This window comes from Burkholderia sp. FERM BP-3421 (assembly GCF_028657905.1).
GTDB lineage: Bacteria > Pseudomonadota > Gammaproteobacteria > Burkholderiales > Burkholderiaceae > Burkholderia.
This window is the reverse complement of the sequence record NZ_CP117782.1, coordinates 731,758-746,100: the sequence shown is the minus strand read 5'-3', so window position 1 is coordinate 746,100 and position 14,343 is coordinate 731,758. Positions and strand designations below refer to the sequence as shown.

Below are 14,343 nucleotides of genomic sequence, written 5' to 3'. Positions count from 1 at the left end.
TGCTGTCAAGCATGCGGCCCCGCGTACTGGGGGCAATCATACCATCGCGCGCGCGCCGTCCCGCGCCTCGCCGTTAGTTGCCGGCGGGCGATGGACGCGGCTCGACAGCAGGGTCGCCGCCACGATGCACGCGCCGCCCGCCCATTCGCGCGCGCCGGGCACCTCGCCCGCGAACAGCCACGCGGACAAAGCCGTGATCACGATCTCGAACAGCATGAGGATCGAGGCCCGGCTCGCCGGCACCCGCGTGAGGCCGTACTGGACCAGCATGTTGGTCGACGCGACGACCACTCCGATGCCCGCCACGAGGAGCGCGGCGAAGCCCAGCTGGGGGGCCGCCGGCACGGGCGGCAGGCCTTCGGCGAAGGCCGCCGCGAGGCCCAGCACGGCCGCGCCGCCGAACAGCGTCGCGGTGCGCATTTCCGCCTTCATCTGCGGCAGCTCGCGGCTGATCCTGACGATCAGCACGTTGCTCATCGCGAAGCCCATGCCGGCCGCGAGCCCGGCCCACTCGGCCGGACTGGCCGGCAGCGGCAGGCCGAGGCGCGGCGACCACAGCATCAGCGCCGCGCCGCCGATCGACAGCAGCGCGAGCCCCGCGCCCGCCCAGCTGAGCCGCTCGCCGAGCAGGAAGTGCGCGTACAGCGCGGTCCAGGCGGGCGTCAGGTAGAACAGCAGCATGACCCGCAGCACCTCGCCGTGGATCGTGCCCCAGACGAAGCCGAGGTTGGTGATCCCCGCGGCGACGCCGAGCGCCGGCAGCAGCCAGTGCCAGCGCAGCGTCGCGATCGACCGGCGGCGCACCACCAGCACGAAGCCGCACGCGACCATGCAGGTCAGCGCGCTCGCCGCCGTGCCCGTCACGCCGAGCGACGCCAGGATGCGCAGCGGATACCAGGTCAGGCCCCATACCGACGCGCCGATCAGGATCGCCAGCGTCGGCCAGCCGGCGCGCACCTCGTCACGACTCATTCCCTTCCCCTCTTTCCATCCGTTCCGTGCTCGCCGCGCGGCGTGGCGGCGATCCCTCACGCTATAATCGAAAACCGCCGCCGGTCGACCCGACCGGCGGCGCCGTCCTGCGCCGCGGCACCCGCGCGCCCGGCGGTGTCCGCCCTCGCTTAAACCGGCCCGCGCCAGCGGTCCACCTATCGGCGCCGAGCGCCGCCCAGCCCGTGAATCCACGACTCGATACGCTTCAACCCTATCCGTTCGAAAAGCTCCGCGCGCTTTTCAAGGACCTGACGCCGCGCGCCGGCCTGCGCCCGATCAGCTTCGGCATCGGCGAGCCGAAACACCCGACCCCGGCGCTGATCCGCGACGCGGCCGCCGCCGCGCTCGACGGCCTCGCGTCCTACCCCGCCACGGCGGGCTCCGACGCGCTGCGCGCGGCGGTCGCGCGCTGGCTCGAACGCCGCTACCAGCTGCCCGCCGTCGATGCCGCGACGCAGGTGCTGCCCGCCTCGGGTTCGCGCGAGGCGCTGTTCTCGCTCGCGCAGGCGGTGATCGACCCGGCCCCGCGCGCGGACGGCAAGAAGGCGATCGTACTCTGTCCGAATCCGTTCTATCAAATCTACGAAGGCGCGGCGCTGCTCGCGGGCGCCGAGCCGTATTTCGTCAACAGCGATCCCGCGCGCAACTACGCGCCCGACTATGCCGCCGTGCCCGACGAGGTCTGGGCGCGCACCCAGCTGCTCTACGTGTGCTCGCCCGGCAACCCGACGGGCGCGGTGCTCACGCTCGACGACTGGCGGGAATTGTTCGCCTTGTCGGATCGCCACGGTTTCGTGATCGCGTCCGACGAGTGCTACTCCGAGATCTACTTCGACGAGGCGGCGCCGCCGCTCGGCGGGCTCGAGGCCGCGCAGCGGCTGGGCCGGGGCTTCGAGCGGCTCGTCATGCTGTCGAGCCTGTCGAAGCGCTCGAACGTGCCCGGCATGCGCTCGGGCTTCGTCGCGGGCGACGCCGCGCTGCTCAAGCGCTTCCTGTTGTACCGCACCTACCATGGCGCGGCGCTGTCGCCCGTCTACCAGCAGGCGAGCATCGCCGCGTGGGGCGACGAGGCGCACGTGCGCGACAACCGCGCGCAGTACCTGCAGAAGTTCAGCACCGTGACGCCGATGCTCGCCGAGGTCGTCGACGTCCGCCTGCCGGACGCCGCGTTCTACCTGTGGGCGAACGTCGCGCGCACCGGCCTGTCGGACACCGAATTCGCCCGGCGCCTGTACGCCGACTATAATGTCACGGTCCTGCCCGGCTCCTATCTCGCCCGCGACGCGCATGGCGCGAATCCGGGCCGCGATTTCATCCGGATCGCCCTCGTCGCCGGCACGGCCGAGTGCGTCGAGGGCGCCGAACGCATCGTCGCATTCTGCCGCGGCCTCGGCGCCTGAGCCGGCCCGGCCGATCCCGTTTCATCCATCATCCACGTCCACCAAGCCACGAACATGTCGCAACAACTTCAGCAAATCATCGATAACGCCTGGGACAACCGCGCGGAGCTGTCGCCGAAGGCCGCCCCCGCCGAGGTGCGCGACGCCGTCGCGCACGCGCTCGAACAGCTCGACCGCGGTCAGCTGCGCGTCGCCGAGAAGCGCGACGGCGAATGGATCGTGCACCAGTGGCTGAAAAAGGCGGTGCTGCTGTCGTTCCGCCTCGAGGACAACGCGCCGATGCCGGCAGGCGGCTACTCGCAGTTCTACGACAAGGTGCCGTCGAAGTTCGCGAACTACACCGCCGAGGATTTCGCCGCGGGCGGCTTCCGCGTGGTGCCGCCCGCGATCGCGCGCCGCGGCTCGTTCATCGCGAAGAACGTCGTGCTGATGCCGTCGTACACGAACATCGGCGCGTATGTCGACGAAGGCACGATGGTCGACACCTGGGCGACCGTCGGCTCGTGCGCGCAGATCGGCAAGAACGTCCACCTGTCGGGCGGCGTCGGGATCGGCGGCGTGCTGGAACCGCTGCAGGCGAACCCGGTGATCATCGAGGACAACTGCTTCATCGGCGCGCGCTCGGAAGTGGTCGAAGGCGTGATCGTCGAGGAGAACTCGGTGATCTCGATGGGCGTGTATCTCGGCCAGAGCACCAAGATCTACGATCGCGAGACGGGCGAAGTCAGCTACGGCCGGATCCCGGCCGGCTCGGTCGTGGTGGCGGGCAACCTGCCGTCGAAGGACGGCTCGCACAGCCTGTACTGCGCCGTGATCGTCAAGAAGGTCGACGCGAAGACGCGCGCGAAGGTCGGCCTGAACGAGCTGCTGCGAGGCGACTGATGCGCACCGTCGTGTATGGAATCCCGAACTGCGACACCGTGAAGAAGGCCCGCGTGTGGCTTGAGGCGCACGGCGTCGAATTCGCGTTCCACGACTTCAAGAAAGCCGGCGTCACCGCGCCGCTCGTCGCGGGCTGGCTGAAGGACGTGCCGCTCGACGCGCTCGTGAACCGGCGCGGCACCACCTGGCGCGGCCTGGCCGACGCGCAGAAGGCCGCCGCCGAGCGCGAGGACGGCGCGATCGCGTTGATGATCGACAAGCCCTCGGTGATCAAGCGCCCGGTGCTCGTCGTCGACGGCCGCGTGAAAGCGCTCGGCTTCAGCGCCGAGCAGTACGCCGGGCTGTTCGCCGGCGCAGCCTGAGGTCCGGCCCGCGCGTCGGGCCGTCCTCGCCGCACCCTGCCGGCCCCGCGCCGGCATTTTTTATCGAAAGTGGTCCGAACCATGTCCGCCACCCTAGCCCTTACCGAACAGCTGATCGCCCGCGCCTCCGTCACACCGGACGACCAGCACTGCCAGCAGCTCCTGACCGAGCGCCTCGCCGCGCTCGGCTTCGAATGCGAAACCCTCGCGTCGCACGGCGTGACCAACCTGTGGGCCGTGAAGCGCGGCGCCGACGGCCGCGACGGCAAGCTGCTCGCGTTCGCGGGCCATACCGACGTCGTGCCGACCGGCCCGCTCGAACAATGGTCGTCGCCGCCCTTCGTGCCCGCGCACCGCGACGGCAAGCTCTACGGCCGCGGCGCGGCCGACATGAAGACCTCGCTCGCCGGCTTCGTGGTCGCGTCGGAGGAATTCGTCGCCGCCCATCCCGGCCATCGCGGCACGATCGCGTTCCTGATCACGAGCGACGAGGAAGGCCCGGCCACCGACGGCACCGTGAAGGTCGTCGAGGCGCTGCAGGCGCGCGGCGAACGCCTCGACTACTGCATCGTCGGCGAACCGACCTCGAGCGCCACGCTCGGCGACGTCGTGAAGAACGGCCGGCGCGGCTCGATGTCGGGCGAACTCGTCGTCAAGGGCGTGCAGGGCCACATCGCCTACCCGCATCTCGCGAAGAATCCGATTCACCTGCTCGCGCCCGCGCTGGCCGAACTCGCGGCCGAGCGCTGGGACGACGGCAACGAATACTTCCCGCCGACCACCTGGCAGGTCTCGAACCTGCATGCGGGCACCGGCGCGACCAACGTGATCCCCGGCCACGCGGACCTGCACTTCAATTTCCGCTTCTCGACCGCGAGCACGGTCGAGGGCCTGCAGCAGCGCGTGCATGCGATCCTCGACAAGCACCAGCTCGACTACACGCTGCGCTGGTCGGTCAGCGGGCTGCCGTTCCTCACGCCGCGCGGCGAGCTGTCGAACGCGCTCGAGCAGGCGATCCTCGCGGAAACCGGCGTGACGACCGAGCTGTCGACCACGGGCGGCACCTCCGACGGCCGCTTCATCGCGCGCATCTGCCCGCAGGTGATCGAATTCGGGCCGCCGAACGGCAGCATCCACAAGATCGACGAGCACATCGAGGTGCGCTTCATCGACCCGCTCAAGAACGTGTACCGCCGGGTGCTCGAACACCTGATCGCCTGACCAAGGACCACCCCATGACGACCCCTACCGACCATCCGTTCCACACCGTGCGCGACCTGGTGCGCTACGCGGTGTCGCGCTTCTCGCAGGCGCAACTCGCGTTCGGCCACGGTTCCGACAACGCCTACGACGAGGCCGCCTACCTGGTGCTGCACACGCTGCACCTGCCGCTCGACACGCTGGAGCCGTTCTACGACGCGCGCCTCACGGCCGCCGAGATCGGCGACGTGCTCGCGATCATCGAGCGCCGCGCCGCCGAGCGCGTGCCGGCCGCCTACCTGACCCACGAGGCCTGGATGCACGGCCACCGCTTCCACGTCGACGAGCGCGTGATCGTGCCGCGTTCGTTCATCGGCGAGCTGCTCGACGACGGGCTGCAGCCGTACGTGGCGGACCCGGAACAGGTCGGCGCGGTGCTGGAGCTGTGCACGGGTTCCGGCTGCCTCGCGATCCTCGCGGCGGGCGCGTTCCCGAACGCCGACATCGACGCGGTCGACCTGTCCGCGGGCGCGCTGGAAGTCGCGGAGATCAACCGCCGCGACTACGGGCTCGACGCGCGCATCGCGCTCCACCACGGCGACCTGTACGCGCCGCTGCCCGCCGCGCGACGCGACGACGCGGATGCGCGCTACGACGTGATCCTGACCAATCCGCCCTACGTGAACGCCGCGTCGATGGCCGCGCTGCCGCCCGAGTACCGGCACGAGCCGGAGATGGCGCTCGCGGGCGGCGAGGACGGCATGGACATCGTGCGCCGCATCGTGCGCGACGCGCGCCGCTGGCTCAAGGACGACGGCGTGCTCGTCGTCGAGATCGGCAACGAGCGCTCCCACGTCGAGGCCGCGTTCGGCGGGCTCGACCTGATCTGGCTGCCGACCAGCGCGGGCGACGACAACGTGTTCCTGATCCACGCGGCGGACCTGCCCGCCGTGGCCTGAACGGCCGAAGGCTGACCGGCCCCGGGCGGCGCATTGCCCGCCCGGGCGCGCGGTTCGGTAAGATGCGTGTCAGCGCGTCCCGTCAAAACGTGGCGCGCGCCGCCCATTCCGGACCCCTGCGCGCCCATGCAACTCGACTGGCTCCATCTCGGCACCCTGATCGCGATCGCCCACGCGCTGGGCGTGATCGCCGCCTGCCACGCGATCCTCAACACCCGCACCTCGCAAGGCGCGATCGCCTGGGCGGTGTCGCTCACCGCGATGCCGTATCTGACGCTGATCCCCTACCTGTTCCTCGGCCGCAGCAAGTTCTCGGGCTATGTCGACGCGCGCCGCCACGAGACCGCCGCGCTGCGCACCCGCACGCGCGCGACCCCGCCCGCCGACGCCTCCGCGCCGCGCGGCCTGCCGGCCGGCGCGCCCGGCGAAGCCGCGGTGCGCGCGCTCACGCGGCTGGCCGGCACGCCGTTCCTGGCCGGCAACGCGGTGCGCACGCTCGTCAACGGCGACGCGACCTTCTCCGCGATCCTCGCCGCGATCGAGCGCGCGCGCCGCTACGTGATCGTGCAGTTCTTCATCGTGCGCGACGACGCGCTCGGCGACATGCTGCGCGACGCGCTGCTCGCCTGCGCCGCGCGCGGCGTGCGCTGCTACCTGCTGTACGACAGCATCGGCAGCTTCGATCTGCCGCAGCGCTACGTGGGCGCGCTGCGCGCGGGCGGCGTCGAGGTGCATCCGTTCGCCACCCATCGGCAGTTCGTCAACCGGTTCCAGCTCAATTTCCGCAACCACCGCAAGATCGTCGTGGTCGACGGCGAGGTGGCGTTCGTCGGCGGGCATAACGTCGGCGTCGAATACCTGGGCGCGAACCCGCGCCTGTCGCCGTGGCGCGACACCCACATCGAGGTGCGCGGGCCCGCCGTCGCGCGGATCCAGGACGTGTTCGCCGAGGACTGGCACTGGGCCACCCAGACGCTGCCACCCGACGCGCCGCCGCCCGCGCCGCGCCCCGACTCGGACATGCATTGCCTCGTCGTGCCGATGGGGCCGGCCGATCCGCAGGAAACCGGTTCGCTGTTCTTCGTCGCGGCCATCAACGCGGCGCGCGAGCGGGTATGGATCACCACGCCCTACCTGGTGCCCGACGAGGCGGTGATCGCCGCGCTGAAGCTCGCGGTGATGCGCGGCGTCGACGTGCGGATCCTGATCCCGAGCCGGCGCGATCACTACGTGGTGTTCGAGGCCTCGAAGCTGTACGCGCGCGACCTGATCGCGGCCGGCGTGCGGATCTTCCGCTACCGCCCGGGCTTCCTGCACCAGAAGGTGGTGCTGGTCGACCGCGCGGCCGCCGCAATCGGCAGCGCCAATCTCGACAACCGCTCGTTCCGCCTCAATTTCGAGATCATGGTGCTGACGGTCGACGCCGGCTTCGCGGCCGAGGTCGACGCGATGCTCTCACGCGACTTCGCCGAAGCCTTCGAGGTCGACGCCGGCGAATACCGGCGCGCGAGCGCGTGGCGCCGCGTCGCGATGCACGTCGCGCGGCTGTTCGCGCCGATCCTGTAGGCGCGCCGCGCTCGCGGCCGTCACAGCAGCGGTTCGAGGTCCGCGGCCAGTTCGGCCGGTTTCGCGGACGGCGCGTAGCGCCGCACCACCTCGCCCTCGCGGTTGATCAGGAACTTGGTGAAGTTCCACTTGATCGCCTTGAGCCCGAGCAGGCCGGGCGCCTCGTCGGTCAGGTAGCGATACAGCGGATGCGCCTGCGGCCCTTTCACGTCGATCTTCGCGAACAACGGGAAGGTCACGCCGAAGCGCTGCTCGCAGAACGCGCCGATCTGGGCGGCGTCGCCCGGCTCCTGCTTGCCGAACTGGTTGCATGGAAAGCCGAGCACCGCGAAGCCGCGCGCGCGATAGCGTTCGTACAACGCCTGCAATCCCGCGTACTGCGGCGTGAACCCGCATTCGCTCGCCGTGTTGACGATCAGCAGCACCTGGCCGCGGTATTGGTCGAGCGACACGTCGCCGCCGCCGAGCGCCTCGGCGCTGAACGAATAGAGTTTCGACATCGTCCTGATTTCCTTTCTCGATGATCCGGATTCCCGCGCGCCGGCTCGTCGGAGCCCGTGCGCGCGCCACGCAGTCTAGAATAGCGGTTTTCCTCCAGCCTGTTCCGCCGTGATCCGTTTCAGCCAGTTCAGCCTCGCCCGCGGCACCAAGCCGCTCTTCGACGCCACCACCTTCACCCTCAACCCGGGTGAAAAAGCCGGCCTGATCGGCGCCAACGGCGCGGGCAAGTCGACCTTGTTCGCCGTGTTGCGCGGCGAGTTGCATCCGGACGGCGGCGATCTGTCGCTGCCGCCGTCGTGGCGGATCGCGCACGTGTCGCAGGAAACCCCCGCCGTCGATCGCAGCGCCCTCGACTACACGCTCGACGGCGACGCCGCGCTGCGCGCGATCGAGGCGCGCATCGCGCAGGCCTCGGCCGCGCACGACGGCGCGGCCGAGGCCGAGGCGCACGCGGCGTTCGCCGATGCCGACGGCTACACCGCGCCGGCGCGCGCCGAGGCCCTGCTGCTCGGGCTCGGCTTCACGCTCGCGCAAACCCGCGAGCCGGTCGCGAGCTTCTCGGGCGGCTGGCGGATGCGTCTCAATCTCGCGCAGGCGCTGATGTGCCGCTCGGATCTCCTGCTGCTCGACGAACCGACCAATCACCTGGATCTCGACGCGATCGTCTGGCTCGAAGACTGGCTGCACCGCTACGCGGGCACGCTCGTCGTGATCTCGCACGACCGCGAGTTCCTCGACGCGATCTGCAACGTCACGCTGCACCTCGAGAACCGCCAGGTGAAGCGCTACGGCGGCAACTACTCGCAGTTCGAGGTGCTGCGCATGCAGCAGCTGACGCTGCAGCAAAGCGCCTACGAGAAGCAGCAGAAGACCATCGCGCATCTGCAGAGCTTCGTCGACCGCTTCAAGGCGAAGGCGAGCAAGGCCAAGCAGGCGCAGAGCCGGGTCAAGGCGCTCGAGAAGATGGAGCTGATCGCGCCCGCGCATATCGCGTCGCAGTTCACGTTCGAATTCCGCACGCCGAACGCCGCGCCGAATCCGATGATGGTGATGGAGGACGTGCGCTGCGGCTATCACGCCGACGACGGCGCCGAGATCCCGATCGTGGAGCGCGTCGCGCTGTCGATCCAGAACGGCCAGCGCATCGGGCTGCTCGGCGCGAACGGCCAGGGCAAGTCGACGCTGATCAAGACCCTCGCCGGCACGCTCGCGCCGCTCGGCGGCCTGGTGCGCGAGGGCAAGGGTTTGACGATCGGCTATTTCGCGCAGCACCAGCTCGAAACGCTGCGCCCCGACGATTCGCCGCTCGCGCATCTCGCGCGGCTCGCGCCGGATACCCGCGAACAGGAATTGCGCGACTTCCTCGGCAGTTTCAATTTCTCGGGCGAGATGGCGACCGCGTCGATCGCGCCGTTCTCCGGCGGCGAGAAGGCGCGGCTCGCGCTCGCGCTGATCATCTGGCAAAAGCCGAACCTGCTGCTGCTCGACGAACCGACCAACCACCTGGATCTCGAAACGCGCCACGCGCTGACGATGGCGCTCGCGCAATTCGAGGGCACGCTGATCCTGGTCTCGCACGATCGTCACCTGCTGCGCGCGACGACCGACCAGTTCATGCTGGTCGCGCAGCACCGGCTGCAACCGTTCGACGGCGACCTCGACGACTACCGCGACTGGCTGCTCCAGCATGCGGCCGAGCAGCGCGCGGCCGCGCGCAACGACGCCGCATCGGACAACGCGACGCCCGGGATCAACCGCAAGGACCAGAAGCGCCTCGAAGCGGAAACGCGCCAGCGCCTGTCACATCTGAAGAAACCGTTGCAGACGCGGATCACGAAGCTCGAGAAGGAAATGGAAAAGCTCAACGCGGAGAAGGCGACGCTCGACGCCTACGTCGCCGATCCGGCGAGCTACGCGGCCGAGCAGAAAACGCGCCTGACCGAGGCGATCCGGACGCTCGGCGACCTCGGCAGCCGGCTCGAAACGCTCGAAGCCGAATGGCTCATGGCCCACGAGGAACTGGAACAGATCGGTTGATCGATGCGCGCGGCGCACCGCGCCGGCATCAGCGGCGCGGCAGGGTCTCGCGCGGCATCTGCTCGTCGTCGGGCATCAGATAGCGCCGCCCTTCCACCGGCTGACGCATCGTCGCGGCGACCTCCGCCTCGGTGACGTTCTCGGCGACCACGCGGCGCGCGATCCGTCCCTCTTCGTCGACCCATTCGATGATCCGGCAGCCGCCGCCCCATGGCGGGCGGATCGGCTCGGACACCCGGCAGCCGCGCACGTTGTAGCGATGCGGCTGCAATCCCGCTTGTTCAGTCCGTTTCAACGCAGTTCCCTTCGCCGCACGATGCGGCCGATCATCGAAATCAGCATAGGGAAAAGCAACGGCGGCCGGGTTACGGCCGCCGTCAGAATGGTTACGCAGGATTACGTCCGTAAGCGGGCGCGCGTCATTCGAGCGTGCGCACCTGCTCGATCGCCTGCTCGATCCGCTCGACCGCGAGCACCCGCAACCCCTCGATCGGCTGCTTCGGCGCATTGGCCTTCGGGATCAGCGCCGCCGTGAAGCCCAGCTTGGCCGCCTCGCGCAAACGCTCCTGGCCGCGCGGCGACGGCCGGATCTCGCCCGCGAGCCCCACTTCGCCGAACACGATCAAACCCTTCGGCAGCGGCTTGTTGCGCAGCGACGAATGGATCGCGAGCAGCACCGCGAGGTCGGCCGCCGGCTCGGTGATCTTCACGCCGCCGACCGCGTTCAGGAACACGTCCTGGTCGAAGCACGCGATGCCCGCGTGCCGGTGCAGCACCGCGAGCAGCATCGCGAGCCGGTTCTGTTCGAGGCCGACCGCGAGCCGGCGCGGATTCGGCACGTTCGCGGTGTCGACGAGCGCCTGCACCTCGACCAGCAGCGGCCGCGACCCTTCCTGCGTGACCAGCACGCACGAGCCCGGCACCACCTGCTCGTGCTGCGACAGGAACAGCGCGGACGGATTCGCGACACCGCGCAGGCCGCGCTCGGTCATCGCGAACACGCCCAGCTCGTTGACCGCGCCGAAGCGGTTCTTGAACGCGCGCACCAGCCGGAACGACGAGTGCGTGTCGCCCTCGAAGTACAGCACCGTATCGACGATGTGTTCGAGCACGCGCGGGCCGGCCAGCGCGCCTTCCTTGGTCACGTGGCCCACCATGATGATCGCGGTGCCGGACTGTTTCGCGATGCGCGTCAATTGCGCCGCGCATTCGCGCACCTGCGCGACCGAGCCCGGCGCCGAGGTCAGCGCCTCGGAATAGACGGTCTGGATCGAGTCGATCACCGCGACGTCGGGACGCTCCGCGTCGATCGTCGCCTGGATCTTCTCGAGCTGGATCTCGGCGAGCAGTTTCAGGTCCGCCGCATCCGCGCCGCCGTCGAGCAGCGCGAGCCGCTGCGCGCGCAATGCAATCTGCGCGGCCGACTCCTCGCCGCTGATATAAAGCGTGCGCCGCTCGCTCGCGATCTGCGCGAGCGATTGCAGCAGCAGCGTCGACTTGCCGATCCCGGGATCGCCGCCGATCAGCACGACCCCGCCCGGCACCAGGCCGCCGCCCAGCACGCGGTCGAATTCGCCGATGCCGGTCGAGAAGCGCGGCACGTCGGCCGCCTCGATGTCCGACAGCCGCTGCACGGGCGCGCTCTTCGCGAGCGCCTGGAAACGATGCGAGGACGGCGCTTCGGGCACGCTCTCGACGAGCGTGTTCCACGCCTGGCACGACGGGCACTGCCCCTGCCATTTCAGCGACTGCCCGCCGCACTCCGTGCAGACGTAGACGGTTTTCTGTTTCGCCACGCGCGCGCCCTTATTCCGCGCGCACCGGCACGCGCTGCGCGACCGCGCACATCAGCTCGTAGCCGACCGTGCCGCACTTCGCGGCGACGTCGTCGATCGGCAGCGCCGGCCCCCACAGCTCGACGCGCGAACCCACGCCCGCCTGCGGCACCGGCGTCAGGTCGACCGTCAGCATGTCCATCGACACCCGCCCGACGATCCGCGTGCGCACGCCGTCGACGATCACCGGCGTGCCTTCCGGCGCGACGCGCGGATAGCCGTCGGCATAGCCGCAGGCGACCACGCCGATGCGCATCGTTTCATGCGCCGAAAAAATCGAGCCGTATCCCACTGTCTGGCCCTTTCCAAGCATCTGCACGGCGATCAATTCGGACGACAGCGTCATCGCGGGCTGCAGCCCGGTGCCCGCGAGGTCCGCGGACTGCCCGGACGGCGCGGCGCCGTACAGGATGATGCCGGGCCGCACCCAATCGAAGTGGGTCGACGGATGCCACAGCACGGCCGCCGAATTGGCGAGGCTGCGCGCGCCGGCGATCCCTTCCGCGCCGCGCTCGAAGGTCGCGACCTGCTCGGCCACGCCGCGCTCGCCGTCGGCATCGGAGAAATGGGTCATCAACGTGATCTGGCCGATCCCCGGGCAGGCGCGCGCGCGCTCCCAGGCGGCGCGGTATTTCTCCGGCGTGTAGCCGAGCCGGTTCATCCCGCTGTTCATCTTGAGCTGGATGTTGACGGGCTTCGACAGGCGCGCGGTCTCGAGCATGCGCATCTGCTCGTCGTTGTGCACCGAGGTGGTCAGGCTGTAGCGGTCGATCACATCGATGTCGGTCGAACGGAAGAAGCCTTCGAGCAACAGGATCGGACCCGCCCAGCCCAGTTCGCGCAGCTTGACGGCCTCGTCGAGGTCGAGCAGGCCGAAGCCGTCGGTGCCGCGCAGGCCCGGGAAGACCCGGGCGAGACCGTGGCCGTAGGCATTGGCCTTGACGACGGTCCACACCTTCGAGCGGGCGGCGTAGCGGCGGACGACGGAGAGATTGTTCGCGAGGGCGGCGGTGTGAATCGTGGCGGAAATCGGGCGCGGCATAGGAAATTTTCGTAAAGACGCTTGCGAATCATCAGCTTAACGCGTCTCGTGGACGCGGGTCCGATCATTCACGGAACGATCGGGGGATCTTGCTAGTCCGAATTGACGTATTTTCATGATATAAAGCCGTGCGCACAACCCATTTTGAACGGAATAAGTCCGATTGCGCGGCCACCACGGCCGAGCCGCAGCGAGGAAAGCATCGCTACAGATGAAAAAAGGTTTTTACTCCATCATGGCCGCGCAGTTTTTCTCGTCGCTGGCCGACAGTGCGCTTCTCATCGCCGCAATCGCCCTGCTGAAAGACCTCCACGCGCCGAACTGGATGATACCGCTGCTCAAGCTGTTCTTCGTCCTGTCCTACGTCGTGCTGGCTGCCTTCGTCGGCGCGTTCGCCGATTCGCGTCCGAAGGGGCGCGTGATGTTCATCACCAACTCGATCAAGGTGGTCGGCTGCCTCGTGATGCTGTTCGGCGCGCATCCGCTGATCGCGTACGGCATCGTCGGCTTCGGCGCGGCCGCCTACTCGCCCGCCAAGTACGGCATCCTGACCGAACTGCTGCCGCCTGACCGCCTCGTCGCCGCCAACGGCTGGATCGAGGGCACCACGGTCGGCTCGATCATCCTCGGCACCGTGCTCGGCGGCGCGCTGATCAGCCCGCACATCGCCGCGCATGTGATCGCGCACACGCCGCCGTCGATCAACACGCCCGCCGAGGCGGCGATGCTCGTGATCATGGCCATCTACGTGATCGCCGCGCTGTTCAATCTGCGAATCCCCGACACCGGCGCGCGCTACCCGCGGCAGGAGCACGGGCCGATCAAGCTCATCACCGATTTCGCCGATTGTTTCATGACGCTCTGGCGCGACAAGCTCGGCCAGATCTCGCTCGCCGTCACGACGCTGTTCTGGGGCGCGGGCGCGACGCTGCAGTTCATCGTGCTGAAGTGGGCCGAGGTGTCGCTCGGCATGTCGCTGTCCGAGGGCGCGATCCTGCAGGCGGTGGTCGCGATCGGCGTGGCGGCCGGCGCGATGGTCGCCGCGAGCCGGATCCCGCTGCGCAAGTCGCTGAGCGTGCTGCCCGTCGGCATCATGATGGGCGTCGCGGTGATGATGATGGCGTTCTACACGCGCGACCTGTTCCCGGCGAACTGGGTCGTCCATCTCGGCCACCTGCGGGTGCCCGTCCACCTGATCGTCGCCTATGTGTTCCTGATGGTGGTGGGCGCGCTGTCGGGCTTCTTCGTCGTGCCGATGAACGCGCTGCTCCAGCATCGCGGCCACGTGCTGCTGTCCGCCGGCCACTCGATCGCGGTGCAGAACTTCAACGAGAACCTCTCGGTGCTCGTGATGCTGTGCCTGTATGCGGTGCTGGTCTGGCTCGACGTGCCGGTCGGCATCGTGATCGTGCTGTTCGGCACCTTCGTGTGCCTGACGATGTGGCTCGTGATGCGCCGCCATGTCGCGAACCAGCGCCAGTTCGACTCGGTCGCGCTGATCGGCGAATCGAAACACTGAGGCCGCGCCGCGCGCCCCCGCTGCACTCGGCGCGCCCCGTTCCTTTT

The 14,343-nt window shown here is 69.2% G+C and carries 13 protein-coding genes; 8 read left to right on the top strand and 5 right to left on the bottom strand.

What is annotated here, in order from left to right; translation table 11 throughout:
* Positions 1-36 precede the first annotated feature (36 nt).
* Positions 37-972 (bottom strand): DMT family transporter, encoded by a 936-nt coding sequence (locus tag Bsp3421_RS19320; RefSeq protein ID WP_274002477.1) that lies wholly within the window; start codon positions 970-972, stop codon positions 37-39.
* A gap of 203 nt (positions 973-1,175) precedes the next feature.
* Here Bsp3421_RS19320 and dapC point away from each other — a divergent pair, with 203 nt between their 5' ends.
* From dapC to cls, 6 genes are all read left to right on the top strand, one after another.
* On the top strand, positions 1,176-2,393 hold the full coding sequence (dapC, locus tag Bsp3421_RS19315; protein WP_274002476.1) for a succinyldiaminopimelate transaminase: 1,218 nt from the start codon (positions 1,176-1,178) through the stop codon (positions 2,391-2,393).
* A gap of 54 nt (positions 2,394-2,447) precedes the next feature.
* Positions 2,448-3,275 carry a 2,3,4,5-tetrahydropyridine-2,6-dicarboxylate N-succinyltransferase gene (dapD, locus tag Bsp3421_RS19310; protein WP_252986066.1) on the top strand — a complete coding sequence of 276 codons (828 nt, stop codon included), beginning with the start codon at positions 2,448-2,450 and terminating at the stop codon, positions 3,273-3,275.
* Positions 3,275-3,637 (top strand): ArsC family reductase, encoded by a 363-nt coding sequence (locus tag Bsp3421_RS19305; protein ID WP_274002474.1) that lies wholly within the window; start codon positions 3,275-3,277, stop codon positions 3,635-3,637. The genes dapD and Bsp3421_RS19305 overlap by 1 nt, the downstream gene beginning before the upstream one ends.
* A gap of 81 nt (positions 3,638-3,718) precedes the next feature.
* A complete protein-coding gene (dapE, locus tag Bsp3421_RS19300; RefSeq protein WP_274002473.1) occupies positions 3,719-4,858 on the top strand; it encodes a succinyl-diaminopimelate desuccinylase in 1,140 nt (379 codons plus the stop codon).
* 14 nt (positions 4,859-4,872) lie between these two features.
* The gene (prmB, locus tag Bsp3421_RS19295) at positions 4,873-5,796 is read left to right on the top strand and encodes a 50S ribosomal protein L3 N(5)-glutamine methyltransferase (protein ID WP_274002472.1); all 924 of its coding nucleotides are present in this window, start codon (positions 4,873-4,875) and stop codon (positions 5,794-5,796) included.
* A 126-nt stretch (positions 5,797-5,922) separates the two neighbouring features.
* Positions 5,923-7,362, top strand: a complete 1,440-nt coding sequence (gene cls / locus Bsp3421_RS19290; protein WP_274002471.1) for a cardiolipin synthase — start codon at positions 5,923-5,925, stop codon at positions 7,360-7,362.
* Positions 7,363-7,382: 20 nt separating this feature from the next.
* Here the strand turns inward: cls and Bsp3421_RS19285 are convergent, their stop codons facing one another.
* On the bottom strand, positions 7,383-7,862 hold the full coding sequence (locus Bsp3421_RS19285; protein WP_274002470.1) for a glutathione peroxidase: 480 nt from the start codon (positions 7,860-7,862) through the stop codon (positions 7,383-7,385).
* A 109-nt stretch (positions 7,863-7,971) separates the two neighbouring features.
* On the opposite strand from Bsp3421_RS19285, the gene Bsp3421_RS19280 reads away from it, so the two are divergent.
* Positions 7,972-9,900 carry an ATP-binding cassette domain-containing protein gene (locus tag Bsp3421_RS19280; RefSeq protein WP_274002468.1) on the top strand — a complete coding sequence of 643 codons (1,929 nt, stop codon included), beginning with the start codon at positions 7,972-7,974 and terminating at the stop codon, positions 9,898-9,900.
* A gap of 28 nt (positions 9,901-9,928) precedes the next feature.
* Here the strand turns inward: Bsp3421_RS19280 and Bsp3421_RS19275 are convergent, their stop codons facing one another.
* The 3 genes from Bsp3421_RS19275 to alr all read right to left on the bottom strand — a co-directional run bounded on the left by Bsp3421_RS19275 (position 9,929) and on the right by alr (position 12,777).
* Positions 9,929-10,195 carry a DUF2866 domain-containing protein gene (locus Bsp3421_RS19275; protein ID WP_274002466.1) on the bottom strand — a complete coding sequence of 89 codons (267 nt, stop codon included), beginning with the start codon at positions 10,193-10,195 and terminating at the stop codon, positions 9,929-9,931.
* 124 nt (positions 10,196-10,319) lie between these two features.
* Positions 10,320-11,696 carry a DNA repair protein RadA gene (radA, locus tag Bsp3421_RS19270; RefSeq protein WP_274002465.1) on the bottom strand — a complete coding sequence of 459 codons (1,377 nt, stop codon included), beginning with the start codon at positions 11,694-11,696 and terminating at the stop codon, positions 10,320-10,322.
* Positions 11,697-11,706: 10 nt separating this feature from the next.
* Positions 11,707-12,777, bottom strand: a complete 1,071-nt coding sequence (gene alr / locus Bsp3421_RS19265; RefSeq protein ID WP_274002464.1) for an alanine racemase — start codon at positions 12,775-12,777, stop codon at positions 11,707-11,709.
* A gap of 211 nt (positions 12,778-12,988) precedes the next feature.
* On the opposite strand from alr, the gene lplT reads away from it, so the two are divergent.
* Positions 12,989-14,296: a lysophospholipid transporter LplT gene (gene lplT, locus Bsp3421_RS19260; protein ID WP_274002463.1), complete on the top strand. Its 1,308-nt coding sequence runs from the start codon at positions 12,989-12,991 to the stop codon at positions 14,294-14,296.
* Positions 14,297-14,343 lie beyond the last annotated feature (47 nt).